Source organism: Paractinoplanes deccanensis, from assembly GCF_016862115.1.
Classification (GTDB): domain Bacteria; phylum Actinomycetota; class Actinomycetes; order Mycobacteriales; family Micromonosporaceae; genus Actinoplanes; species Actinoplanes deccanensis.
In genome coordinates this window covers 15,463-41,255 of sequence record NZ_BOMI01000199.1, presented here as the reverse complement: position 1 = coordinate 41,255, position 25,793 = coordinate 15,463, and the positions used below count along the sequence as shown (strand labels likewise).

Sequence of the window (25,793 nt, the reverse complement as noted above, 5' to 3'; positions counted from 1 at the left end):
GTCATGCCCTTCTGGCCCTCGCCTGCATGGCCGTTTCGAGGTGCGGCGGGGTGCCGCTCGGTGCAGGCGGTCATGACTGTCCAGCCGTGGCGTACTGGCCGTAGTCGGCGCCGTAGTTGCCGGGGTGCTCGGCCTGGAAGGCGCTGCGCCGGCCGGTGGCCTTGCGGTGAGCGAGCTCCTGGCGGACCAGCGGCAGGATGTAACGGCCGTAATCGACAGCGTCGGCGAGGGTGTCGTAACCGCGGATCGACACCAGCGACGCGCCCTGGTCGATGTAGTCGAGGATCGCGGCGGCCACCGTCTCGGGCGAGCCCACCAGGGCGGTGGACGCGCCGGCCGCGTTGGTGACGGCCGCGGTCCTGGTCCACAGCGCCCGGTCGTAGAGCTCGGAACGGTCGGCGAAGGCCAGCGCGCGCTGCGAGCCGACGTTCTGCGGGTGGGCGCCGGCCGCCGGCGGCCCGACCTTGGCGAAGTTGGCGGCGATGCGGGTGACGTAGTCGTGCGCCTTGGCCCAAGCCAGCTTGTCGGTGCGGGCGATGATCGGGCGGAACGTCACCCAGATGCGTGGCAGCGTGGCGCGGCCGGCGGCGCGAGCGATGCCGTAGACCCGGTCGATCTCGCCGCGCAGGTCGTCGAGGGGCTCGCCCCAGAAGCTGAAGATGTCGGCCTTGGCGCCGCCGACCGCGAACGCCTCGTCGGACTGGCCGCCGATCGAGATCGGGATCGGGCCTTCGTACGGTGCGAAACCGGGCCCGAAGTCGTCGAACTTGTAGAACTCACCGTCGTGGCTGAACGCCGTCGGTGACGTCCATGCCCGGCGCAGGATGTCGATGTATTCCGACGTGCGCGCGTACCGCTGGTGCTTGGGCAGATAGTCGCCCTGCCGGGCCTGCTCGGCGTCGCTGCCACCGGAGATCAGGTGGACCACGGCGCGGCCCTCGGTGAGCTGGTCGAGGGTGGCGAGCTTCTGCGCCCCGACGGTCGGGAAGGTGGTGTTCGGGCGCAGCGCGACGATCGGGCGGATCCGCTCGGAGAGTTGCCCGACGGCGCTGGCGGTGACGAACGAGTCGGCGCTGGACGAGCCGTAGGGCAGCAGCGTGTAGTCGTAGCCGCCCTCCTCCAGCGAGCGGACGTAGCGGCGGAAGTACTTGAGATCGATGCCGCGGCTGGGCAGCGGGCTCAGCTCGGTGGAGGGATTGAGGTGGGTGAGGCTGATGAACTCGGCCTCCGGCGAGGCGGTCGCCGGGATGTTCTCGTCGAAGGAGGGCATGAGGGGGTCCTCTCTAGAGGGCTTCGGCGACCGCGATCGGCGCGCCGGCCCGGAGTCGTTCGAGGAAGAGCACGATCGAGGCCGCGACGGTGCGGTGGGTCTGGTCATTGAGGGCGTCGTGCGGGGCACCGGCGATGCCGATCAGCTCGGCCCGTGGCACCCGGGCGTACCAGGCGCGGGCGTTGCCGATCGGGCTGATCGTGTCGGCGCGGCCGTGCACGCCGAGGACCGGAACGGTGATCCGGGCGGGTGTGGCCGGGTCGAACCATTCGGCCGGCAGGTCCGTGAACAACTCGGCGCGGCGCACGCCCGCCTGCGTGATCCGGGCCCGGTGCGTCGGGCAGGACGAGCGGGCGTCCAGCTCCTCGTCCCAGCTCCGGGCCGGCGCGGCGGCCGCGGAGACCGGCAGCCCGGCGAGCACCAGGGCGGCGAACGGGGCCGGGGCGGTCGCGGCCAGGTGGGCGGCGTAGGCGGCGCCGGCATCCGAGCCGACCAGCACGACCGGGCGCTCCGGGTCGGCGGTGGCAAGCAGCCCGTCGACCTGGTCCCGGGTGCGGCCGGGGTCGTCGGTGGGTGCCTGGACGACGTGCACACGGTAGGCGTCGGTGGCCAGCCGGCGGCCGAACCGCTCGTAGACCCCGGGAGACTCGCCCCGGCCGGGCAGCACGATCAAGGTTCCGCGAAGCGGCACCGGGTCGGGCTCGGTCCAGGTGAGAATCGCGTCGGACTGGGCGAGCGTCATGGTGGGCCTTCCGGATCGGCGCTGGAATCCCTATAAGACCTACCAACCCGATAGGTTTTTGGGAAGGGTCCGTCCGACGACGTTTCGCGATCGATCCGATCGTGAACGCTTATCGATCGCTCAGAGCGACCCCTCGAAGGCCCGGCGCAGGCCGTCGGTGACCGCCGCGGCCAGGGTCGGATCGGCCCCGGCCCGGGTGCGCAGGCTGAGCGGAGCCGGCGGCGCCGGCGGCAGATCGGTGCGCTCGGCGAGGCCCTGCGGCGGGGTGGCGGCCGTCGCCATCAGGGCCACCCCCAGTCCGGAGCGGACCGCCTCGAAGACGCCCGCGACGTAACCACTGTCACAGACGACGTAGGGATCGAGGCCGTGCGCGGACAGTGCGCTCAGCGCCCGGCGGCGAAGGACACACGGCTCCTCGATGGCGACGACGGGCCAGCCCCGGTCGGTGGGCGGCCGCCAGGTCTCGGCGGAGTACCAGCTCAGCGGCAGGGAGCCGATCAGGATGCCGTCGGCCGAGGAGGCCTCGGCCAGATAGACCGCGAGATCGATCGCGCCCTGGTCGATGGCCGCGTCGAGCCGGCGGGTGCGGTCGATGCGGAACCGCACCTCGTGGCGCGGCAGCGCGGCGGTGACCGCCGGCAGGATCAGATCCGCGGCATGCTCGGTGGCACCGACCGTGATGGTCGGCCATTCCGGGCCGACCATCCGCCGCACCGCCTGGTCATGGGCGGCCAGGACGCGCCTGGCCTCGGCGAGAAGCGCCTGCCCGTCGGGAGTGAAGACGGACGTACGCCCGTGGCGTTCGACGATGGCGCGGCCGAGCACCCGCTCGAGCCGGCGGATGTGCTGGCTCACCGCCGACTGGCTGACCCGCAGCGTGGCGGCGGCGCGGTGGAATCCGCCGTAGTCGGCGACCGCCGCGAGGCTCCGCAGCGCCACGATGTCGAGCACACGTTCCATGCCTCGGCACGCTAACACCCGATCGATAAGAAGTTGTGTCCCGTTCCGATAAGGGATCGGCATTGGACAGCCGGCCCGATCCGGGGCGATGCTGGCGGTACCGCACCCGCCCGGAGGAGTCAGATGACCAGCGCGCAAAATCCTACTAGATCCGTCGAGGATGCAGGCTATCCGTCGCGTTACGTGGTGATCGGCGCCGGAGCGGTCGGTGCCACCATCGCCGCCGAACTGCACCGGGCCGGCCTCGACACCGTCCTGGTGGCGCGAGGCGCGCAGTTGGCCGCGCTGCGCGAGAACGGCCTTACCTACGTGCGCCCGGACGGCTCGCACCAGCTGCGCATCCCGGTCATCGCCGGGCCGGCCGAAGCCGACCTCACCGACGGCGACGTGCTGGTGCTGGCCACCAAGACGCAGGACGCCGAGGCCGCGGTCCGCGAGTGGGCCTGGCGCCCGGTCAAGCGCGCCGACGGCACCACCGGCCTCGCCGCCACCGACCTGCCACTGGTCACCCTGGAGAACGGCCTCGACAGCGAACGGACCGCACTGCGCCACTTCGCCGGCGTCCTCGGCGCTGTGGTATGGATTCCCGCCCAATTCGTCGTTCCCGGCGAGGTCGTCAACCACGCCGCCCCGGTACCGGCCGTCCTCTGGCTCGGCCGTTTCCCGTCCGGGGACGACCCGGTGGCCCGGTCGATCGCCGCCGGCCTGCGGCGCGGCGGATTCACCGTGCACACGGTCGACGACATCGCCGGGCACAAGGCGGCCAAGCTCCTCGGCAACCTGGTCAACGGATTGGATGCGCTCTACCTGCCCAGCGAGCTGCGGGACATCGCGCTGACCCGGTTGCGTGCGGAGGCCGCCGCCGTCTACCGGGCGGCGGGCATCACGCCGGTCAGCCGCCCGCCCGAGGACTTCCGCGCCGCCGAGATTCCCGGCCACACTCGGGTCGGGAACTCGACCTGGCAGAGCCTGGCCCGCGCCGGCACCACCGAGATCGATTTCCTGAGCGGCGAGATCGTCCTGCTCGGCCGGCTGCACGGCGTCCCGGCGCCGGCCAACGCGGCCATCCAGGCCCGCATCCACCGGGCCGTGGCCGAGGGCACCGCCCCCGGGTCCCTCGACGACGCCGACCTGGCCGCCACCCTCCCCGGCCTGACCCTCACGTCGCCCGGCTCGGACGCCGTCCGCGAGGAGGCCGTTCGCGAGGAGGCCGTTCGCGAGGAGGCGGTTCGCGAGGAGGCCGTTCGCGAGGAGGCGGTCCGCGACGACGCCGTCCGCGACGGCCTGGACTCGCCCGGAAAGGTCGTGCTGATCAGCGCCGACGAGTTGCGTCGGCGGGTGGTCGCCGCGGAGCCTCCGGTCCTGCTCGACGTGCGGTGGGCGCTCGGCGACCCGCACGGCGCGCAGCACTACCGCGACGGGCACCTGCCGGGCGCGGTCTTCGTCGATCTGGAGACCGAGCTCGCCGCGCCCGCCTCGCTCGAGGGCGGACGGCACCCGCTGCCGCCGATCGACCGGCTGCAAGCGGCCGCCCGGCGATGGGGCATCACCGGCAGCGTCGTGGTCTACGACAACACCGGCGGTCTCGCTGCCGCTCGGGCCTGGTGGCTGCTGCGGTGGGCCGGCGTCCCGGAGGTACTGATCCTCGACGGCGGACTGGCCGCCTGGCGGGCCGCCGGGCACGCTGTCGTCTCCGGGGAGGCACGGCTGCGGGCACCCAGTGAGATCGTGCTTCGCGGCGGGCAGATGCCCACGCTCACCGCCGACGAGGCGGCCGCACTGCCGTCCTCCGGCACCTTGATCGACGCCCGGGCCGGCGAACGCTACCGCGGCGAGGTCGAGCCGGTCGATCCACGCGCGGGGCACATCCCGGGCGCGGTCAGCCTGCCCACCACCGGCAACCTGCGCGACGGCACACCGCTGTTCAAGACCGCCGCCGAGCTGCGCGAACGCTTCGCCGGGGTGCGCGGGCCGGTCGGCGTCTACTGCGGCTCGGGTGTCACCGCGGCCCACGAGATCGCCGCCCTGGCCGTCGCCGGCATCGACGCGGCGCTCTACCCGGGCTCGTGGTCCGCCTGGTCGTCGGACCCGGCCCGGCCGGTGGCGACCGGCGGGCAGCCGGCGTGACCGGGCCTTTCTGGCTGGCGGACACCGGCGCCGAGTGGACGGACGAGCCGTCGGTGGTCGCCGGCCACCGGCTCGATCGGTCCGGAGTCCAGCCGCACGGCTCTCCGCTGGCCGTGGCCTTCCCGCGCGGCGTCGAGCAGGTGCGGGAAGTGGTACGCGGCGCGTATGCCACCCGTACGCCGATCGTCACCCGGGGAGCCGGAACCGCGCTGACCGGCGCGAGCACCGCCGGAGAGGGCGTGATCGTCCTTGATCTTTCCAGGATGGATCGGATCCGGGAGATCCGGGCCGATGACGGGGTCGCCGTCACCGAACCGGGTGTGATCACCGCGCAGCTCGACCGGGCTGCGGCGGCACACGGCCTGCGCTACGCGCCCGACCCGGCCAGCCTGGAGATCTCCACGATCGGCGGGAACATCGCCACCAACGCCGGCGGGCTGCGGTGCGCGAAGTACGGCGTCACCCGCGACGCGGTGCTCGGGCTCGACGTGGTGCTCGCCGACGGGCGCCTGATCAGGACCGGGCGCGCCACCCTCAAGGGCGTGGCCGGCTACGACTTGACCGGGCTGTTCGTCGGCTCGGAGGGCACCCTCGGCGTGATCGTCGGGGCCACGCTGCGGTTGCGCCCGCTGCCCGAGCCGACCACGACGATCGCCGCGTCCTACGGTGCGGTGGCCGACGCCGCGGCAGCGTCGGTCGCGCTCGCCGGCGCCCGCATCCAGCCGGTGCTTGCCGAGCTGCTCGACGAGGCGACCCTCGACGCGATCGACGCCGACCAGGGCACGCACCTGCGCAAGGCCGCCTCGGCGCTGCTCATCGTCCAGATCGACGGGGGTGCGGCGGAGGCGGCGCGCGCCCTGGAAGTGCTCGGGACGGACGCTACCGACGTGCGGAGCACCGCGGACCCGGCGGAGACCGCCGCCCTGCTGGCCGCGCGGCGCGGCGCGCTGCCGGCCATCGAACGGCTCGGACGGCCGTTGATCGAGGACATCGCCGTCCCGCGATCCCGGCTCGCCGAGGCGGTTCGGGAGATCGGCGCGATCGCCCGCCGGTACGACATCACGATCTGCACGCTCGCCCACGCGGGCGACGGCAACCTGCACCCGATCATCGTGGCGGACGAAACTATGGTCGCGGCGACCGCGGCCGCCGACGAGATCTTCGCACTGGCCCTGCGGCTCGGCGGCACGGTCACCGGTGAGCACGGTGTGGGCGTCCTGAAACGGGCCTGGCTGCGGCGCGAGCTCGGCCCGGACAACCACGACCTGCAGCGGCAGCTCAAGTCGCTGTTCGACCCGTACGGGCTCCTGAACCCCGGAAAGGCGTTGTGACGGCCATGACCATTCCATCGGCTCTGGAACCGTTGCGCCTCCGACAGGTCTTCGGTTCCTTTCCGACCGGAGTCACCGTGATCGCCGGCGTCGTCGACGGGGTGCCGGCCGGTCTCGCGGCCAACTCGTTCGTGTCGGTGTCGCTCGATCCGCCGATGGTCTCCGTCTGCGTGGCCCGCACCTCGGCCACCTGGCCGATGTTGCGCCGGGCCGGGCGAATCGGGGTGAGCGTGCTCGGCGCTCACCAGGAGCACATCAGCCGGCAACTGAGCGCCCGCGCGGACGACCGATTCGCCGCGCTGCGCTGGCGCACCAGCGCGGACGGTGCGGTCCTGCTCGACGGGGCCAGCGCCTGGCTGGACTGCGCCATCGAGCGGGAGCTCCCGGCCGGGGACCACGACATCGTGCTGCTGCGCGTGCACGATCTGGACGCCGACCCGGAGGTGGCGCCGCTCGTCTTCCACGGCAGCCGGTATCGGCGGTTGCACCACGGCCTCAAATGACCGGTGACGTAGACCGTGGCGTCATGCCGCCGACCACGCCGGGGCGGCTCGCGCCGGGGTTTGTGGCGGGGCCGGACGCGTCCAAGTAGGCACACACGCCGACCCGGTAGATGAAACGGTTCAGACGCGCCCGTAGTGCGTAACCTCGTCTGTTCGGCCGAGGAAGGGCTTAACCGTTTGATCCATTGATTGAGCTGTATCGATGCTGAAGCGTGTGGGCTGCCTGTCAACGCACAGTCACGGGGGAGTGCTCATGCGCGCGTGGCACCGTCGGCTGCTGTCCGCAGCCCTGACCTCAGTCCTGATATCCAGTTACCTCGCGGTGTCACCGCCGGGGCTCGCGACCGCGGCGCCGCCGCCGGTCGCGCCGGCCGGGGCCGATCCGGTGGATCGCGGCCTGCCCAAGGAGGCCACACCCAACCACGGCCTGCCGGCGGGGGAGGCCGCGCCGCCCGTGCCGCCCGCGGTGGAGTCCGCGGGCAAGCCGGTCAAGACCGACGGCCGCGCCCTGCGGCGGACGGCTACGGCCAAAGCCGTGCAGGCCGATGAAAAGGCCGAGACGCCGGGCACGCCGATCGTGCGGCCCGGGTTCACGCTCGGCGACACGTCGCTCGTCGTGTACTTCGACGCCCAGGTCGCCGACGGGGACCCGACGTCGTGGGCGCGCTGGTGGGCCACGGTGCGCGACGTCGAGTCGGGCACCGAGCAGCGCTCCACCGATCAGGGGCGGGCCGATCTGAGCCGGTGCTCGTACCCGGCCACGTTCTGCCGGACCTTCGGCGCGGCCGAGGGGTGGGTGCTCGACCCGGCGCGCAAGTACACGGTGACGATCACCGTGGCGGCGGCCGAGGGCGAGCTGTCCAGCGGCGAGTCGCAGCCGGCGCAGCCCCGGCGGGTGGAGACGCCGCCGTCGGTCCCGGCGAGTCAGGCCGTGGGCTGCGGCTGCGCGACCGTGCTGGGCGCGACCGTGCGGGCGCAGGCCTTCCGCGGCCAGATGGTCAACACGGGCACGGGCACGTTCCAGCGGGTGGAGCAGGACTTCGGCATGCCCTCGTACGGCATTCCGTTCCGGCTGGCCCGCTACTACTCGTCGGGCAACACGGCGCCGGGCATGTTCGGGCCGGGCTGGTCGTCCACGTACGACATCCGGATCGTGTCGGCCGACGGCGGCGCGGCCCGGGTGCGCGCGGAGGACGGCTCCGAGGCGGTCTACACCGGCGGCGCCGACGGCAGCTACGAGGCGCCCGCCGGCGTGCGCGCCAGGCTCACCAAGGTCGACGGCGGATGGCAGCTGGTGCCGCCGGACAAGCGGGTGCTGCGGTTCGACGCCGACGGCAAGCTGATCTCGATCAAGAACGCCCGCGGGCACGGGGTGACGCTCGCGTACACGGCGCAGGGCGTGATCGACAAGGTCACCGATGCGAGCGGGCGGGTTGCCGACTTCGACGCGCGGGCCGATCTGCGGCTGGTCACCAAGGTGACGATGCCCGACGGCCGGGTGGTGCAGTTCGACTACGAAGGCACCCGGCTGCTCAAGGTGCAGGACGCGCGCCGCTACACCACCACGTACGGCTATGACGCCGCCGGGCGGCTGGCGACCGTGGTCGACGCCCGCGGCAACCGGCAGGTGTTCAACGAGTACGACGCCGCCGGGCGGGTGGGCCGGCAGACCGACGCCGAGAACGGGGTGACCACGTTCGCGTGGGACGCCGGCAAGCAGGAGGCGACCACCACCGACCCGGACGGCGTTGTCGTGGTCGACGGCTACCGCGACAACGTGCTGCTGTGGTCGCGCAACGGCAACAACGACGTGGTCAACACCCGGTATGACGGCAAGCTGCAGAAGAGCCTGGTGGTCGACCCGAAGGGCAACCAGGAGGAGACGACCTTCGACGCGGCGGGCAACCCGCGGTCGCGTACCGCTCCGGAGCCCTTCTCCTTCACCCAGAGCAGCCAGTTCGACGGCCGCGGCAACCTCACCGAGTTCAGCGACGGCCGCAACAACAAGTGGATCTACACGTACAACGAGTTCAACGAGCTCACCAGCCAGCGCGATCCCGAGCAGGCCAAGGGCTACCGGTACGAGTACGACAGCCGCGGCAACGTGGTCAAGAAGACCGACCCGCGCGACAAGGCCACCACGTACGAGTACGACACCGACGGCAACCGCACCGCCGAGATCTCGCCGACCGGGCGCAAGACCGTCATGGCGTACGACCGGACCGGCCGGATGACCTCGGTGGTCGACCCGCGCGGCACGGTGTCCGGGGCCAACCCCGACGCCTACCGCACGCGGTACACGTACGACGAGGAGAACACCGTCGTCGAGGTGCGGCAGCCCGGCAAGCAGGCGCCGTACAAGAAGACCCTCGACGAGCTCGGCCAGGTCGTCGTGGTGACCGACCCGCTGTCCGGATCGACGCACACCACCTACGACAAGGCCGGCCGCCCGGTGCTGGTCAAGGACCCGGTCGGCAACACCACCGCGACCGCCTACACCCCCGCCGGCCGGCGCAAGTCGGTCACGGCCAACCCGGGCGAGCTCAACCTGACCACCAGCTGGACGTACGACTCCACGGGCCGGGTCTCCACCGAAGTGGCACCGCTGGGCAACGCCGACCCGGCCCGGGCCGAGCTGTACACCAGCCGCTTCCACTACGACTTCAACGGCAACCTGGTGCAGGCCGACCGGCCGTACGGCTCGGCGGGCAAGCGGGCCAAGGTGGACACCGCCTTCGACGCCCTGGACCGGCCGAACGGGCAGGTCGACCAGCTCGACCGCAAGACCAGCGTGCGCTACGACAACGCCGGCAACGTCGTCGGGATGACGAACGAGAACGGTGAGGAGCTCACCAGCTCGTTCGACGGCGCCAACCGGCGCACCGGCAGCGCGTCGGAGAGCGGCGGGGCCAACGCGGGCATCGAGTACGACGACGCCGGCAACCCGGTCAAGCAGACCACCCCGACCGGCGGCGTGGTCACCTGGAAGTACGACGACGACGGCCGGCCGATCGAGATCACCGAGCCGCGCGGCAACGTCGAGGGCAACAACGCGAGCGACTACACCACCAAGTACGGCTACGACCGCGCCGGCAACCTCGAGACGGTCACCGATCCGCTCGGCAACGTCAGCAAGCGGACGTACGACGCGAACGACCGGCTGATCGCCAGCACCGACGCGAACGACCGCACCACGCGGCTGGGCTACAACGACAACGACTGGCTCACCTCGGTCATCGGCCCCGACGCGACCAACGGGCAGGCGCTGACCTACCAGTACAACGCGAACGGCCAGGTGGTGCGCCGCACCGATCCGCTGAACCGGTCGGCGTACACCGAATACGACAAGGCCGGCCGCACGGTCGCCACCACCGATCAACTGGGCCGGCGGCGGGAGTACGTGTACGACGCGAACTCCCAACTCGTCCAGGAGATCACCGCGCGGATGGTCGAGCCCAACCGGCCCGACCCGAACATCCCCGCCAAGACCATCTTCTACGGCTACGACAACCTGGGCCGGCTGATCAGCAAGCAGCTGGGCGACAACGGGCCGATCAGCACGTTCGGCTACGACGCCAAGAACAAGCTCACCGCCGCCGCCGATCCCAGCGGCACCCAGGTGCGCGAGTACGACAACACCGACCGGCTCACCAAGGTGATCCGCGGCGACCAGGAGTTCGGCTACACCTACGACGCCGACGACCGGATCATCGGCCGCAGCTACCCGGACGGCACGAAGATCTCCGCCGAGTACGACGACGGTGACCGGATCACGTCGCTGACCAGCAACAAGGGCGGCACCTCGTCGAGGTACGAGTTCGGGTACGACGTCTCGGACAACCTGATCAAGACCACGTACCCGGCGTCGACCGGCGTGGTCGAGGAGCGCGGCTACGACCGGGCCGGGCGCATGACACGGATCGCGGCCGGCAAGGGCGACACCGTCCTGTCCGCCTTCGACCTGCAGCTCGACAAGGTCGGCAACCCCACGCGGATCACCGAGACCACGGGGCAGCCGGGCCGGCCGACCGTCACCGAGGCCACCGCGTACACCTATGACGCGGCGAACCGGCTCACCGCCGAGTGCTTCGGCGCCCAGTCCTGCGCCGGCGCGTCGGCCGAGCGCACGGATTACACGTACGACCTGGTCGGCAACCGCACCACCAAGAAGGTGGTGGCGCCGGGCGAGAACACCACGACGTCCTACACGTACGACGCGGCCGACCAGCTCACCACCGAGCGGATCACGGGCAGCCGCAGCAACGAGCGGACCTTCGAGTACGACCTCGAGGGCAACCAGATCCGCGCCGGCAACAACCGGTTCACGTACGCCCTCGACCACACGATGACCTCGGCCACGGTCGACGGGAAGACCACCGGCTACACGTACGACGCGCTCGGCAACCGGATCAAGGCGGTCACCGGCAGCGGCGCCCAGCAGGTCGTGCAGAACTGGCTCTGGGACCTCAACAGCGACCGGCCGCTGCTGGCCGCCGAGACCCAGACCGGCGCGAACGGCGACGTCTCCCGCAGTTACCTCTACAACCCCGGCGGGCAGGCCCTGGCCATGCTGGCCGGCAACGGCGGGACGCATTCCTACCTGCACGACTGGCTCGGCGGTGTGTCCGGCATGGTCTCGGCCAACGGCACCCCGCAATGGTCGTACGACTACGACGCGTTCGGCATGGCGCGCGGCACCGGCCTGACCGACGGCGGCAAGAAGCTGGACGCGGACGCGCCGGCCAACCCGGTGCAGTACGCCGGCACCTACCGCGACGTCAGCCAGGGCGACCGGTACGCGATGGGCGCCCGCAACTACGACCCGAGCACCGGCCGGTTCGACGCCACCGACCCGGCGGCCCAGCCGGCGACGGACCCGGCGGTGTCGACGTACTCCTACACCAACGCCCGTCCGACGGTGTGGACCGACCCGAGCGGGCTCGACCCGGACGGCGCCACGGTGCCGTTCACGGGCAGCGCGACCGCGGCCGAGTACCGGATGAACAACCCGGAGGCGGCCGCCACCACCGTCGTGGCCAACAACCCCGACGGCACCACCACGGTCGAGGTCGAGAATCCCGAGTGGATGAGCGCGAAGAAGCTCGTCGACGAGGCCGAGGGGTTCGTCAAGCAGATCGGCGACGAGATCGTCAACCTGATCCTCGACCTGGTCGGCTTCAACGACGCGAAGGCGTGTGTCACCGAGGGCGACATCGTCGCCTGCATCTCCACGGCGCTGCAGGCCGTGCCCTGGGGCAAGCTGTTCAAGGCGGCCAAGGTCGCGGTCAAGGCGATCGGCGTCGGCCGGCGGCTGATCGAGGCGTACGGCCGGCTGAAGGCGGCCCGCTCCGCGCTCTCGAGCATCCCGCAGCGCATCACCAAGGTCGTCGGGGAAGCCACCAACAAGGTGAAATCCGCCGCGGCCAAACAGGTCGAGAACACCGTCGCGGCGGCCAAGGACCTGGGCGCCAAGGCCAAGGCGACCACGCAGAAGGCCGCCGGCAAGGTCAAACAGAAGCGGAAGTCGACGACCGGGGAGAGCTGCGACACCGCGGCCGGAGCCGGCAAGCGGCTCGCCTCGCCCAACTCGTTCGTGGCCGGCACCTTGGTCCTCATGGCCGACGGCAGCACCAAGCCGATCGAGAAGGTTCAGCCGGGTGACACCGTCAAGGCCACGAACGCCGAGACCGGCGTCAGCGAGCCCCAGCAGGTCACCGCGTCGGTCACCGGGTCCGGCGACAAGAGCCTGGTCGAGCTGACCCTGGCCGGAGCCGGCGCCGGCGGCGGCGGCCCGCCGCGAAAGCTGACGGCCACCGCGGGCCACAAGTTCTACAGCCCCGGCAAGGGCTGGATCGAGGCCGAGGACCTGAAGGCCGGTGACACTCTCCGCGACCCCCGGGGCCGCGCGGTCACCATCACCAGGACCGTCGACCATTCCGGGACCACCACGGTCTACAACCTCACGGTCAACGACACCCACACGTACTACGTGGCCGCCGGCGACGAGTCCGTTCTCGTCCACAACTGCGGTGACGGCCTGCTGCATCCTGGTCGAAACGGTGCGGATGACAGTCCTCAGGACTGGATTCCCATGAATAGATGGACGAGGAACGGTGCGAACCTGGCGGAGGGCAACCATCATTTCGTGGTGATGCCGGACAAGTCGGTACGGACGTTCCATGAAAGTCTCTGGGAGACCGCGCCGGGCGCGGGTCACACAAGCCTCTCGCGAGGCAAGGGTGTGCTGGCCGCTGGCACGTTCGACGTGGGGCCGGGTGGAGTGATCAATCGATTCGACAACTTCTCGGGCCACTACCGGCCAGGTGCGTCCACCGAAGGTATAATTCGCGATGCCTTCGGCCGAAATGGGTTCGACCTCAGCAATGCGCAATGGGATCCCTTCGAATTCGGTTAGCCGCTGGTGTTGATTGCTCCCGCGGGGCCACCAACTGCACGCAGAGGTGTGCGTTGGTGGTCCCGCAGGCTGCGGCCAGTAGCCTTCGGCAGGAGCCGGGCGCTACACCGTCCGGGGTGTCTCTCCGCGATCACCGGGGTTGTCGCCCCTGAGGGCCTTCGCGGCTTGGATCAATTGCTTGACCTCCGCGGGAGTCAAGAAGCTGGCGGCAGCAACGAGCTGACCTATCTCGATGGTTGCGGGGTAGGGCTCTCGCGCGGCCGTTTCGATATCTGACGAAAGATCTGCAATGACAAATAAATCGGCCGCATCCAATTGCAGGACGGGCGCGAGGTCTCGAAGGATGTCGTGATTCGGTTGAAGCGTGCCGGCAAGTAGTTGATTGACGGTCGACTCGGCCCGGCCAGAAGCTCGGCTGACGGCTCTGGCCGATAGTCGACGGTTCTGCATCAGGCCGTGGAGAACCCTGGCGAAATCGGCGCTCATTGCTGGATCCTATACGGGCTGAACGTCCACCTGTGAGGCCGCCGGAGCGCGTCGTGGCGCGAACTTGTGCGCCGATGGAAAGGTCAAATGATGGCGACCGGTAGACAGCTCAAGGTTTATCTGCATCCCGAGGATCGGCCGGCGGTCGACGACTATGTGCGCGAACTCGGGTGCGTGCTGCTGCGGGAGCGCTCGGCCGGCCGGGCCTCCCTGGTGACCACCGACTCCCGGGACGGCATGGCCCGGCTCATCGGCCTCGCGTCGCAGGTGGCTCGGCTGGAGCCGCGCTTCGTCGAGGCGAGGGACGAGTGGGTGATGAGCGTCCAGTCGGGGCCGCTGATCGAATGGTGGTTCTCGAAGCTCGACGGCGATCAGCTCTTCCCGGGGCGGTTCTACTACCTGCCGCACGATGACGATCCGTTCAGCAAGGCCGCCACCGGCCTGTTCAAGTGGATACGCCGTTACGCGCCGGCGGTGCCGGTGGAATGGGGCCCGGAGAGGCTGGGCCCGGCCGCGGCCGAGATGGTGCGGGCCGGGAAGATCAGCCTGCGCCGGAATCCTCCGGGCTCGAGAGCCTGAGCCGGACAGCCGGAGGCCAAGGCGGCCAGGCCGTGACGCACGCCGAACGGGACCCCTGCCTACGGGCAGGACCCGGCGTCGCGGCCCGGCCGCCTTCCGGACGTATTCACTTTCTTGAATGCATGGGAGCGCTCCCGTAACATCCGGACCACGGTGTCAACGCGTGCTCGCGGAAAGGAGCCGTGGTGCGAAGGTATCTGCGCCTCGCCCTCTCGATGGCCATGCTTCCCCTGATCGCGGCCACGGTGCTGCTGGTGGCCCGGCCCGCCGCCGCGGCCTCGCTGACCCGGGTGACCGGCTTCGGCAACAACCCGACGAACCTCAACATGTACGTCTACGTGCCGGACAACGTGGCGCCGAGACCGGCTTTGCTGCTGCTCGTGCACTACTGCAGCGGTTCGGCCGGCGGCATCTTCAACGGCAACGGCCGCGACTACGTCACCGCGGCCGACCGCTACGGCTACGTCATCGTGCTGCCCGAGGCCACCCGGAGCGGAAGCTGCTTCGACGTCTCGACGCCGCAGGCCCTCAGGCGCGACGGCGGCAGCGACTCCACCGGCATCATGTCGATGGTGGCCTGGGCCCGCTCGCGCTACAACGTCGACCCGGCCCGCATCGTGGTCAGCGGCTTCTCCTCGGGCGCGATGATGACGAACGTGCTCGCCGCCCAGTATCCGGACGTGTTCGCGGCCGCCTCGGCGTTCTCCGGCGTCCCGGCCGGCTGCTTCGCGACCACCGACGGCTCGCTGTGGAACAGCACCTGCTCCGGCGGGCGCCTGATCAAGACCGCCGACCAGTGGGCGAGCCAGGCCCGCGCGATGTATCCGGGATACAGCGGCAGCTACCCGCGGATGCAGCTGTGGCACGGCACCACCGACACGACGCTCGCCTACCCGAACTTCGGCGAGGAGATCAAACAGTGGACCGCCCTGCACGGGCTGAGCCAGACCCCCGCGTTCACCGACCATCCCCAGTCGTCGTGGACGCGCACCCGGTACGGCACCACGAGCACCCGGGCCACGGTCGAGGGCATCAGCATCGCCGGCGTGGGGCACGCGCTGCCGATGTCCGGCCAGCTGGCGTACGCGATCTCGTTCCTCGGTCTCGACGGCACCTCGACCCCGCCGACCTCGCCGCCGACTTCACCGCCGACTTCACCGCCGACTTCACCGCCGACTTCACCGCCGACCTCGCCGCCGGCCGGCTCGGGGGCGTGCCGGGTCGCGGCCACGGTCAGCGCCTGGAACACCGGCCTGACCGAGAGCATCACGATCACCAACACGTCGGCCACGGCCGTCACCGGGTGGTCGCTGGGCTTCATGTTGCCCGCCGGGCAGACGATCACCTCGGGCTGGAACGCCACCTACACGCCCAGCTCCGGCGCGGTGACCGCGGCCAACGTGTCCTACAACGCCGCGATCCCGGCCGGCGGCTCTGTCAGCATCGGCTTCCAGGCGACACACACGGGTAACGCCGGCGCCGCGTCCGGCTTCGCCCTCAACGGCGCCGCCTGCGGCGCCGGCTGAGTTTCCGTCCCCTCGGGGGAGGCCCACACGAGGGGAGGCGTCAGGCGGAGCCGCGGCGGACCAGGTGGGTGGGCAGGATGATCGACGTACGCTCCTGTCCGGCGATCAGGCCGAGGAGCGTCCGGGTCATCTCCGTGCCCAGCGCCTGTATCGACTGGTGCACGGTCGTCAGGGGCGGCTCGGTCAGCTCGGCGATGCCGAGGTCGTCGAAGCCCACCACCGCCACGTCGGCCGGCACCGACCTGCCGAGCTCGTTGAGCACGCGCAGCGCGCCGGCCGCCATGTTGTCGCTGGCGGCGAAGACGGCGTCGAGGGCGGGGTGCCGGTCGAGCAGCGTTCGCATCGCGGCCGCCCCGCCCGCCTCGGTGAAGTCGGCCTCCGCCATGCCGTGCGGGGTCAGGCCCGACATGACCATCGCTTCGCGATAGCCGCGGTAGCGGTCCTCGCCGACCCGCGTGCGGAGCTGGCCGGTGATGGTGACGATCCGGGTGCGGCCGATGCCGACGAGGTGCTCGGTGGCGAGCCGCGCCCCGCCGACGTTGTCGGAGTCCACGTACCACGACGGCTCGAACCCGAACGGCCGGCCACCGTGGACCGCGGGCAGTCCCGCCTTGCTCACGATGTCGGTGAGCGGGTCGTCCTCGCGCAGCGCCATCAGCATGACGCCGTCGACGCCGCGGGCGTGCAGCAGGTTCGTCAGCCGGGACCGGCCGCGATCGGAGCTGGCCAGGCAGAGCAGCAGGTGGAAGTCGGTGTCCTCGAGCGCCGTCGAGACGCCGGCGATGACCTGGGCGAAGAACGGGTCGGCGAACAGCTCGGGATCGTCGTGCGAGACGGCGAGGGCGACGATGCCGGTCTGCTGGGTGGCGAGCGCGCGCGCCGCGCGGTTGGGCCGGTAGCCCATGTCCTGGATGGCTTTCTCGACGGCCTCGCGGGTGGCCCGGCTGACGTGCGGAGCCTTGTTGATCACCCGGGACGCGGCCGAGCGTGACACGCCCGCGCGCTCGGCCACCTCGTCGAGGGTGGGTTGCCGCCGGGGCGTCTCTGCTGTCATCTCGATGCCGGGTCCTTCCGTGACCGCTGAACGATCATAGCGGCCGTCCATGCATAGCGGTCGATCGGCCCAGCCCTGGAAGCGCTCCCGGTCAGGTCGGGCGGGCTCGGTTCTGTCGACGGGCGATTCCTTGACTTCTCCGAGGCAGTGGCCGACCATCGGAATCGATATGTATGAATAAAGGCTGGAAGCGCTTCCAGTCTTGTACCGCAGACCCTGAACGATCCCCCGCGCTTAGGAGACCTGCCGATGAGAGCACTCCGTTCCCGCACGCTCGCCGCCGCGCTGGCGATGGCCGTGTCCGCCGTCCTGGTGAACGCCACCGCGGCCCATGCCGACCCGGTCGGCCAGACCAGCGGGTTCTATGTGAACCCCAACTCCAGCCCGGCGGCGTGGGCGGCCGCCAACCCCGGCGACGGGCGCGCCGCGGCGATCCGCACGCAGATCGCCCAGAAGCCGATGGCCAGCTGGTTCGGCAACTGGAGCGGCGACATCTCGAGCGCCGTGAGCCGGTATGTCGGCGCCGCGGACGCCGTCGACAAGCTGCCCATCCTGGTGGCCTACAACATCCCCGGCCGCGACGCCTGCGGTGGTCACTCCGGGGGCGGCGCCGGCAGCGTCGGCGCGTACGACGCGTGGATCGCGTCCTTCGCCGCCGCGATCGGCAACCGCCCGGCCGTGGTGGTCATCGAACCGGACTCGCTCGGCGACTTCAGCTGCATGAGCCAGGCGCAGATCAACGACCGCGTGGGCATGCTCTCCCGCGCCGCCGCCCAGTTCCGCGCCAAGGCCCCCAACACGTGGGCCTACCTCGACGCGGGCAACCCCGGCTGGGTCGACGCATCGACGATGGCGCAGCGCCTCACCATGGCCGGTGTGGCGAGCGCGCACGGCTTCGCGCTCAACGTCTCGAACTACTTCACCACCGGCGACAACGCCAACTACGGCAACCGGGTCGCGTCGGCCTTGCGCGCCTACGGCTACACCAAGCCGTTCGTGATCGACACCAGCCGCAACGGCAACGGCTCCAACGGCCAGTGGTGCAACCCGTCCGGCCGGCGGATCGGCACGCCCAGCCAGCTCGGCGGCGGGGCGGAGATGCTGCTCTGGCTCAAGACGCCGGGGGAGTCCGACGGCAACTGCGGTGTCGGTGCCGGCTCCAGCGCTGGGCAGTTCCTGCCCGAGGTGGCGTACAAGATGATCTTCGGTTACTAGCCGGGCGCCCGCGCCCGGCGTGCACTGATCGCTCCCGCTCTCCGGTGGCTCCGGCCGGGGGCGATCAGGGGCCGGCCGGCCACGCGCCGGCCGGCCCCACCCGGTCAGGACCGGCCGCAGGCCGCCCCGTTGAGGGTGATCAGCTCCGGTGACGGGTTCGGCCCGCCCGGCGTGGTGGCGTTGAAGCCGAAGTACACGGTCGCCCCCGGCTGGAGGCGCCGGTTCGTGGTGGTGTTGCGGGCCGTCACCGTGGCGCCGGACTGCGCCGTCTCGGCCGACCACGCCTCGCGGACACGCTGGCCGCCGAGGAAGGCGAAGCGCACCGCCCAGCCGTCGATGGTGGTGGTGCCGGTGTTCGTGACGGCCAGCTGCGCGGTGAACCCGCTCCCGTCCGCCCAGTCGCCGTAGTTGGTGTACGAGGCCCGGCACGCCGCCGCGGCGACCGGCTCACCCGCTCCCTGATCGGCCAGGAAGGACGCCACCCAGGCCAGCGCGGAGTTCCAGTTGATGGCGACCTCGTTCGTCGCGTACGACTCGATGTCGTCGACGTAGCAGAACATCGGCTTGCAGCCGGCGAGCAGATCCTTCGCGTACGGGTCGTCGAGCCCGGCGTTGGCGCCCCCGGCCAGCGATCCGGCCGGCGGGTGCGGCAGCGCCGCGTCCTTCTGGTGCGCGTAGATCCGGCTGTGCTGGTTCTGCGACGCCTTCTCGCCCCAGCCGGTGACGTACGACTGGTTGAGCGCGTTGCGGCCGAAGATGTAGTCGACGCCCCGCACCGCTCCGTCGCGGTACTTCGCCGTGCCGGTCAGGTCGAACGCTGTCGCCAGCACCTGCACGTTGTTGAGGATGTTGCTGTTGCCGCCCCAGAAGTAGCTGCCCGCGTTGCCCGGCATCGGCAGGCCGTACGCCTGCGCTTCGAGCGTGGCCAGGTAGTTGTCGGCGGCGGTGAGCACCGACTGGCGGACCCGTTGCCGGTCGGCGGCCGGCAGCGCGCTCGGCACCGTGGCCAGGTCGAGCCGGCCCAGCGCCGCGGTGCTGCCCCAGCCGAAGCCGGTGGCGGCGAAGACGTCGCCGGTGTGGTGCGGGGACGCGGTCACGTCGGCCAGGAAAGCCGCCTCGCCGGTCGTCAGGTAGAGCTCCGCGGCCGCCCAGTAGAACTCGTCGGAGACGTCGTTGTCGCCGTACGATCCGCCGCCCCCGCCCAGGTCCTGGGCGAGCTTGGCCGGGTTCGCCTTGGCCGCGGCGTAGGCGGTGCGAGCCGAGGCCAGCAGCTTGGCCGAGAACGCCGCGTCGTACGGCGCGAACAGCCGCGCGCCCTGGGCGGCGGTGGCCGCCAGGTTCAGCGTGGCCGCCGTCGAGGGCGGCTGCAGCTCGCGCTGCTCGGGGTCGTCCTCGGGCTGCATCGGCAGACCGGTCCAGTTGGCGTCGTGGATCTTGTGGTGGGCCATACCGGCGAACGGCTTACCCGCCGGCACCTGCATCCGCATGAGGAACTCGAGCTCCCAGCGGGCCTCGTCGAGGATGTCGGGAACCTGGTTGCCGCGCTCGGGCACCCGCAGCGTGCTGTCGGCCAGGCCGGCGCCGCCGTCGGCGGTGACCGCGGTCTTGGTGCGTTCGAAGCTGCTCATCAGCTGCTGCACGGCTATGCCGCCGTTCACCACGTACTTGCCGTGGTCGCCGGCGTCGTACCAGCCGCCGCGCACGTCGAGGCGGTAGTCGCAGGAGCCGGCCCGGCACGGCACGCTGGTGTCGCCCTTGTTCGGGGCCACGCCGAGGTGACCGGCCGGCCGGGCGTACTGCCGGCCGACCAGATCGCCGTCGATCGCGATGCCGCTGCGCTGGATGTAGAAGAACTGCAGGGCGTCCGAGCGCAGCTGCCGGTAAAGGGTGCCGGAGATGTCGAACGGGTGGCTGGTCTGCCCGTCGGCGACGAGCGTGTAGCCGGTGCCCGCGGTGGTGTAGGCGGAGAAGTCGATGGTGTGGACGTTCTGCCCTGAGGCGGCGTCCACCCCGCGCGGCGTGCTGCGTCCCGAGGTGACCACGTCACCGGCGGCGTTGTTGAGCTGCCAGTCCAGCGCCGCGGTGGCGTCGGTGACAAGCGTCGCGTTCTTCGGCCCGGCCGGCAGGTAGCCGACCTGGTTGACCCGGACCCGCGGCCCGGTCTCCGGCACGTACGGCGGTTCCGCCTCGCCGCCGATCAGCGACACGTTGTCCAGGCACAGCCGGTATTCCGCGGCGGCGCCGCCGACCTGGAAGGCGACCTGGCCCAACGTGGTGTCCTCCGGGGCGGTGAAGGTGTACTCCAGATGCTGCCGGGTGGGGGTCAGCGCCACGTCCCGGCTGAGGTACGACGTGTACGGGTCGGCGCCGAGTTGGACGGCCGCCCGCACGGTGGCGCCGGGGCTCGCCGTGGCGTCGAACGACAGTGTGTATGAGGAACCGGCCGTCAGCGTGACGTTGTTCTGCCCGATGCCGGCGTCCCAGGGGTTGGCCAGCCCGGCCGGCACGGTGGCGCACAGCTGCCCGTCCTCGGCACCGGTCGCCGTGGTGCCGTAGGAGTACCAGCCCGCGGTGCCGTCGGCGAAGTCGCCGTTCTCCAGTTGCTCGGCACCGGCCGGCGGCGCGGCGGTGTCGCTGGTCAGCGAGACGTCGTCGAGACAGAAGGTGAAGGCCCCGGTGCCGCCGCCGAGCTGGAACGTCAGGGTGCCGCCGGCCGAGTCGAGGTTGCCGGTGAAGGCGTACTCGAAGGTCTGCGCCTCGGTGGTCAGCGCCACCGCCCGCGACAGTGCGGTGGTGTACGGCGCCTCGTTGAGCTGCACGTTCGCCCGGACGGTCACCGGTGTGCCGGCGTGCGCGCGGAAGCTCAGCCGGTAGGCGGCGCCGTTGACGAGCGGGATGTCGTTGTGGCCGAGGCTGACGTCCCAGGCGTTGGTGGTGCCGCCGGGGACCGCGGCGCAGAGCTCTCCGTCGGTGGCGGAGATCGGGGCGTTGTCGGTGGACCACCAGCCGGCCGTCCCGGTGGAGAAGTCGCCGTTGGGGATGTGCTGCACCGGGTCGGCCGACGCCGGCTGCACCGACACGGATGTCAGCGCCACGGTGGCCACGACGGCGGCCGCGGCCAGCGCGGTGACCCGCTTGCGCAAGTGTGGAGTCACGGAGGGTCCTTCCAAGCTTCGGGGAGCGGCGAGGACGGGGGTTGGGAGCGCTCCCAAAGCATTCATTGTCACCAATGTGTTACGGCGCGTCAATCGGCCGGGACGAGCATGGGTGGCGGTCCGGAAGGGCGGAAGGTACTGGTCAGCGGCTCACGTCGATCGCCGGTCAGGGGTGGGCGTACGGGTCGGCCCAGGGCGAGTGGTCGGCGCTGGTGAGGCGGCGCAGCTGGTCGTCGCTGAGCTTCAGCGCCACGCCGTCGAGGGCGCTGTCCAGCTGGCCGAGCTTGCTGCCGCCCAGCATCGGGCGGATGCCGCGGCTCAGGAGCCAGGCGAGGACCACCTGCCCGCGGGTGGCCTCGGCCTCGGCGGCCACCTCGTCGAGAGCCTTCAGCCGCGTCGTGGTGCCCGGGTGGTCGTACACCTCGGGGATGGGCTTTGCCGGATTGTCGTAGGCGCCGGACAGCAGCGGGGTGTAGGCCCACAGGTCCATCCGGTGCTCGGCGGCGTAGTCGGCCTGTTCGTCGCTGAGCACCCCGAAGCGGTGCACCACCCCGGGCGGCAACGTGCCGGGCCGGGGACGCAGGTACGTGGCGTTGAGCTGAAGGGCGTCGAAGGGCCGCGTGCCGATCGCCCGAGCGTGGGCGCGGCCGCGCTCGACCAGCCAGGTGGGGTGGTTGGAGACGCCGAACCGGTCGGCGGGCAGGCCGGCGAGCGCCTCCACGGTCTGCTCGATGGGCGTCGAACGGTCCTCCTGGTGCAGCCACAACAGGTCGACGTGGTCGATGCCCATGCGGTCGAGGCTGCCGGCGAACGCCGCCCGTACCGCCTTGGGGGACAGCCCTTCGCGGCGCAGCGGCGCGGAGCCCGGCTCGATCGGCTCGGCGCCCACCTTGGTGGCGATCCGCACCCGGTCGCGGACGCCGGGGCGGGCGGCCAGCCAGCGCCCGAGCAGCCGCTCGCTGTCGCCGCCGCGACCGCTGTCGCTCGCCCAGAACGCATAGCAGTCGGCGGTGTCGATCCAGACGCCACCGCGTTCGACGAACCGGTCGAGCAAGGCGAAAGACGTCTGCTCGTCGACGGTGGTCCCGAACATCATCGCCCCGAGCACGAGCGGGGACTGCATCTCTTCTGCCATGGCCATCACCCTGGCACCTCGAGCGCACTCGAGGTCAAGGGCGATCGGGCGGCCCGGCCCGTCACTCCCGGCGCAGGGAGAGCGGGCGCATGTCCGTCCATACCCGGTCGATGTGGGCGAGGCATTCCTCCTTGGTGCCGTGCACGCCGACGTCGCGCCAGCCCGCGGGCAGCTCGGCGGACTCCGGCCAGAGGGAGTACTGCTCCTCGTGGTTGACGAGGACGGCGTAACGGCTGGGCACGAGCGCCTCCGGAGCTAGCGAAAACGGTTGATGGCGGTCAGGTGGCGGTCACGCATGGCGGGATCGGTGACACCCCGGTCCTCGGCAGGGGCCAGGCACAGGACCCCCACCTTTCCCTTGTGGCGGTTGTGGTGCAGGTCGTCCACGGCCTGGCCGACCTCGTCCAGGGGGTACACGGTGGACAGTGTGGGGTGCACCCGGCCGCGGAGGATGAGGCGGTTGGCCTGCCAAGCCTCGTGGTAGTTGGCGAAGTGGGAGCCGAGGATCCGCTTCACGCTCATCCACAGGTAGCGGTTGTCGAACTGGTGCTGATAGCCGCTCGTGGAGGCGCAGGTGACCACCGTGCCACCCCGGCGGGCGACGTAGACCGAGGCGCCGAAGGTCTCCTGGCCGGGGTGCTCGAAGACGATGTCGACGTCCTCGCCGCCGGTCAGCTCGCGGATGCGGGAGCCGAAGCGGCGCCACTCGCGGGGGTTCTGGGTGTGCTCGTCGCTCCAGAAGCGGTAGCCCTCGGCCTCGCGGTCGATGATGGCCTCGGCGCCCATGCGCCGGCACACCTCGGCCTTGCTCTCGCTGGAGACCACGCAGATCGGGTTCGCGCCGCCGGCCAGGGCATACTGGACGGCGTACGAGCCCAGGCCGCCCGCGGCGCCCCAGATCAGCACGTTGTCGCCCAGCTTCATGCCGGCGCCGTGATGGGAGACGAGCTGCCGGTAGACCGTCGAGTTGACCAGGCCGGGTGCGGCCGCCTCGGCCCAGGTCAGGTGCGCCGCCTTGGGCATGAGCTGGTTGGCTTTGACGAGGGCCAGCTCGGCCAGGCCGCCGAAGTTGGTCTCGTAGCCCCAGATGCGCTGCTCGGGGTCGAGCATGCTGTCGTCGTGCCCGGCGGCGTCCTCCAGCTCCACCGACAGGCAGTGCGCGACCACGCGGTCGCCGGCCTGCCAGCGCCGCACCCCGGGGCCGGTCCGCAGCACGACGCCGGCGAGGTCCGAGCCGACCACGTGGTAGGGCAGGTCGTGCCGGGCCGCCGGGCCGCCCGTTCGCGCGTACCGCTCGAGCATCGCGAACGTGGGCACCGGGGAGAACAGCGCGCTCCACACGGTGTTGTAGTTGACCGCGCTGGCCATCACGGCGATCAGGGCCTCGCCCGGCCCGGGCTCCGGCGTCGGGACCTCGCGCACGTGCAGGGAGTCGGCGGGCTTGCGGTCGCGCAGCGGGACGCCGTCGAACATCGTCTGCTCGTCCTTCAGCAGGACGGCGGCGCGATAGCTCTCGGGCACCCGCAGCGCGGCGACCTCGCCGGCGGAGGTGGCCTGTTCGAGCGTCTCCGCGAACCCGGGGATCATGCGGCCACGCCGGCGGTGATGACCCGGCCGATCGCGTCGGTGACCTCCGCGGCGTGGTCGTTGAGGTAGAAGTGGCCGCCGCTGTAGGGCGTCAGCGAGAAGCCCGCCGTCGTGTGCTCGCACCACGCCGCGGCCTCTTCGAGCGTCACCCGCGGGTCCGACCGCCCGGTGTGCACGTGGATCGGGGTGCGCAGCGGCGGGCCCGGCACCCACCTGTACGTCTCGGCGGCCGTGTAGTCGCCCCGGATCGCCGGGAGCGCCATCCGCATCAGCTCGTCGTCGCCGAGCAGCGACGAGTGTGTGCCGCCGAGCGCGCGCAGCTCCCGGAGCAGGCCCTCGTCGTCGAGTTGATGGGTGGTCTCGACGTGGTGCCGGGAGGGCGCGCGGCGGCCGCTGACGAACAGCGCCAGCGGGGTGACGGCGCGGTCCTCCAGGCGCCGGGTGAGCTCGAAGGCGAGCGAGGCGCCCATGCTGTGCCCGAAGAGCGCCAGCGGCCGGTCGGCGTGGGCCAGCAGGTACGGGGTGAGGGCGTCGGCCAGCTCGGCGATCGACTCGAGGCAACGCTCGCCGCGGCGGTCCTGGCGTCCGGGGTACTGCACGGCCAGCACCTCCACGGCCGGGCTCAGCCGCGCCGAGACGGGGAAGAAGTAGCTGGCGGATCCGCCGGCGTGCGGCAGGCAGACCAGTTTCGCGCCGGCCGCGGCGGCCGGATGGTAGGTGCGGATCCACAGGTCCGCGGGGGAGGCGGTCACGAGCGGTCCCCGGCCGCCGTGGCGGTGGCGACGACCAGCACGCAGCCCAGGTCGACGGCGGCGGTGAGCGGCATGTTGGCGGCCGCGACCGCCTGCTGCCGCGCCGGGTCCATCGTGGCCGCGAAGGCGGCCTGGTCCTCGGCCGAGGCGCTCATCATGCGCGCGAGGGAGAGGTGCACCGTGTTGGCGGTCACGTCGAGCAGCTCGACCGGTTCGAGCCCGCTCTCGGCCAGCAGGTCCGGGTACCGCGCCAGCAGGGGCAGCGGGGTGAAGGTGGCGTTGGCGGGCGGGGTCACCTGGTCCGGGGTGGCGCGCTCCACCAGGTCGGTGGCGACCAGCCGGCCGCCGGGCCGCAGCACCCGGCCCACCTCGCGCAGCGCCCGGCCGCGGTCCATGTGCAGGATCGACTCGAACGCCAGGACGGCGTCGAACGAGTCGTCGGGGAACGGCATGTCGGTGCCGTCGGCCACCTGGAAGCTCACGCGGCCGGCCAGCCCCTCCCGGCGGGCCCGATCGTTGGCCTGCTCGACCTGGTCGTGGCTGACCGTGATGCCGACGACCTCGACCTCGGCGGCGCGGGCGAGGCGCAGGGCCGGCTTGCCGATGCCGCAGCCCAGGTCGAGGACGCGGGCGCCGGCAGTGGCGGCGAGCCGGCCGATGACCAGGTCGGTGAACCGGTCGGTCGCCGCCGCCACCGTGCTGGTGTCGCCGGGATCGTCCCAGTATCCGAAGTGGAAATTGTCGTCCCACAGTTTTTGCATGACGGGACCGACGATGTCGTAGTAATCGATCACCGCCAGGTCGTCACGATCCGGATCGACCAACGATTTCACGCTCCCCCGGTGGTTGACGGTTCAAGAATGGCGCGCCGCATTCAGTCACGCGTAATAGCGCGTATACGAAGAGTTTTTCTCATGGCATCGGCGCCATTAATGGAGTGCACATGTATCGGCGCG

18 protein-coding genes and 1 pseudogene are annotated in these 25,793 nt (G+C 71.4%); 8 read left to right on the top strand and 11 right to left on the bottom strand.

What is annotated here, in order from left to right; genetic code table 11:
• Positions 1-70: 70 nt before the first annotated feature.
• From Ade02nite_RS46740 to Ade02nite_RS46730, 3 genes are all read right to left on the bottom strand, one after another.
• Positions 71-1,270: an LLM class flavin-dependent oxidoreductase gene (locus tag Ade02nite_RS46740; RefSeq protein WP_203777896.1), complete on the bottom strand. Its 1,200-nt coding sequence runs from the start codon at positions 1,268-1,270 to the stop codon at positions 71-73.
• A 13-nt stretch (positions 1,271-1,283) separates the two neighbouring features.
• Entirely contained in the window at positions 1,284-2,012 is a 729-nt protein-coding gene (locus tag Ade02nite_RS46735) for an alpha/beta hydrolase (RefSeq protein ID WP_203777895.1), read from the bottom strand.
• 120 nt (positions 2,013-2,132) lie between these two features.
• A complete protein-coding gene (locus tag Ade02nite_RS46730) occupies positions 2,133-2,972 on the bottom strand; it encodes a LysR family transcriptional regulator (RefSeq protein ID WP_203777894.1) in 840 nt (279 codons plus the stop codon).
• 123 nt (positions 2,973-3,095) lie between these two features.
• Here Ade02nite_RS46730 and Ade02nite_RS51035 point away from each other — a divergent pair.
• The 5 genes and pseudogenes from Ade02nite_RS51035 to Ade02nite_RS46705 form a co-directional block, all read left to right on the top strand.
• Positions 3,096-4,043, top strand: a pseudogene (locus tag Ade02nite_RS51035) (ketopantoate reductase family protein); the annotation flags it as partial.
• Between the two features lie 234 nt (positions 4,044-4,277).
• Positions 4,278-5,099 carry a sulfurtransferase gene (locus Ade02nite_RS51030; protein WP_379038034.1) on the top strand — a complete coding sequence of 274 codons (822 nt, stop codon included), beginning with the start codon at positions 4,278-4,280 and terminating at the stop codon, positions 5,097-5,099.
• On the top strand, positions 5,096-6,430 hold the full coding sequence (locus tag Ade02nite_RS46715) for an FAD-binding oxidoreductase (RefSeq protein ID WP_203777893.1): 1,335 nt from the start codon (positions 5,096-5,098) through the stop codon (positions 6,428-6,430). Before Ade02nite_RS51030 ends, Ade02nite_RS46715 begins: the two co-directional genes overlap by 4 nt.
• Positions 6,431-6,435: 5 nt before the next feature.
• Positions 6,436-6,933: a flavin reductase family protein gene (locus Ade02nite_RS46710; RefSeq protein WP_203777892.1), complete on the top strand. Its 498-nt coding sequence runs from the start codon at positions 6,436-6,438 to the stop codon at positions 6,931-6,933.
• Between the two features lie 253 nt (positions 6,934-7,186).
• A complete protein-coding gene (locus Ade02nite_RS46705) occupies positions 7,187-13,348 on the top strand; it encodes a polymorphic toxin-type HINT domain-containing protein (RefSeq protein WP_203777891.1) in 6,162 nt (2,053 codons plus the stop codon).
• A gap of 102 nt (positions 13,349-13,450) precedes the next feature.
• On the opposite strand, the gene Ade02nite_RS46700 is transcribed toward Ade02nite_RS46705, so the two are convergent.
• Positions 13,451-13,834: a helix-turn-helix domain-containing protein gene (locus tag Ade02nite_RS46700; RefSeq protein ID WP_203777890.1), complete on the bottom strand. Its 384-nt coding sequence runs from the start codon at positions 13,832-13,834 to the stop codon at positions 13,451-13,453.
• Between the two features lie 90 nt (positions 13,835-13,924).
• On the opposite strand from Ade02nite_RS46700, the gene Ade02nite_RS46695 reads away from it, so the two are divergent.
• Together Ade02nite_RS46695 and Ade02nite_RS46690 are read left to right on the top strand one after the other, a co-directional pair.
• Positions 13,925-14,413: a hypothetical protein gene (locus tag Ade02nite_RS46695; protein ID WP_203777889.1), complete on the top strand. Its 489-nt coding sequence runs from the start codon at positions 13,925-13,927 to the stop codon at positions 14,411-14,413.
• 215 nt (positions 14,414-14,628) lie between these two features.
• Positions 14,629-15,939 carry an extracellular catalytic domain type 1 short-chain-length polyhydroxyalkanoate depolymerase gene (locus Ade02nite_RS46690; RefSeq protein WP_203777908.1) on the top strand — a complete coding sequence of 437 codons (1,311 nt, stop codon included), beginning with the start codon at positions 14,629-14,631 and terminating at the stop codon, positions 15,937-15,939.
• Positions 15,940-15,979: 40 nt separating this feature from the next.
• On the opposite strand, the gene Ade02nite_RS46685 is transcribed toward Ade02nite_RS46690, so the two are convergent.
• Complete coding sequence (locus Ade02nite_RS46685) at positions 15,980-16,993, bottom strand: LacI family DNA-binding transcriptional regulator (RefSeq protein WP_203777888.1); 1,014 nt, start codon at positions 16,991-16,993, stop codon at positions 15,980-15,982.
• A gap of 249 nt (positions 16,994-17,242) precedes the next feature.
• Between Ade02nite_RS46685 and Ade02nite_RS46680 the strand changes: the two genes are divergently transcribed.
• Positions 17,243-18,208: a glycoside hydrolase family 6 protein gene (locus tag Ade02nite_RS46680; protein ID WP_203777887.1), complete on the top strand. Its 966-nt coding sequence runs from the start codon at positions 17,243-17,245 to the stop codon at positions 18,206-18,208.
• Positions 18,209-18,312: 104 nt separating this feature from the next.
• Here Ade02nite_RS46680 and Ade02nite_RS46675 read toward each other — a convergent pair whose 3' ends face one another.
• The 6 genes from Ade02nite_RS46675 to Ade02nite_RS46650 all read right to left on the bottom strand — a co-directional run bounded on the left by Ade02nite_RS46675 (position 18,313) and on the right by Ade02nite_RS46650 (position 25,661).
• Positions 18,313-21,363: a glycoside hydrolase family 9 protein gene (locus Ade02nite_RS46675; protein ID WP_203777886.1), complete on the bottom strand. Its 3,051-nt coding sequence runs from the start codon at positions 21,361-21,363 to the stop codon at positions 18,313-18,315.
• A gap of 166 nt (positions 21,364-21,529) precedes the next feature.
• Complete coding sequence (locus Ade02nite_RS46670) at positions 21,530-22,498, bottom strand: aldo/keto reductase (protein ID WP_203777885.1); 969 nt, start codon at positions 22,496-22,498, stop codon at positions 21,530-21,532.
• 61 nt (positions 22,499-22,559) lie between these two features.
• The gene (locus Ade02nite_RS46665; RefSeq protein ID WP_203777884.1) at positions 22,560-22,739 is read right to left on the bottom strand and encodes an MbtH family protein; all 180 of its coding nucleotides are present in this window, start codon (positions 22,737-22,739) and stop codon (positions 22,560-22,562) included.
• A gap of 14 nt (positions 22,740-22,753) precedes the next feature.
• Positions 22,754-24,085, bottom strand: coding sequence for a crotonyl-CoA carboxylase/reductase (ccrA, locus tag Ade02nite_RS46660; protein WP_203777883.1), 1,332 nt, complete (start codon positions 24,083-24,085; stop codon positions 22,754-22,756).
• The gene (locus tag Ade02nite_RS46655; RefSeq protein ID WP_203777882.1) at positions 24,082-24,837 is read right to left on the bottom strand and encodes a thioesterase II family protein; all 756 of its coding nucleotides are present in this window, start codon (positions 24,835-24,837) and stop codon (positions 24,082-24,084) included. Before Ade02nite_RS46655 ends, ccrA begins: the two co-directional genes overlap by 4 nt.
• Complete coding sequence (locus tag Ade02nite_RS46650; protein WP_203777881.1) at positions 24,834-25,661, bottom strand: SAM-dependent methyltransferase; 828 nt, start codon at positions 25,659-25,661, stop codon at positions 24,834-24,836. Before Ade02nite_RS46650 ends, Ade02nite_RS46655 begins: the two co-directional genes overlap by 4 nt.
• Positions 25,662-25,793: the final 132 nt, after the last annotated feature.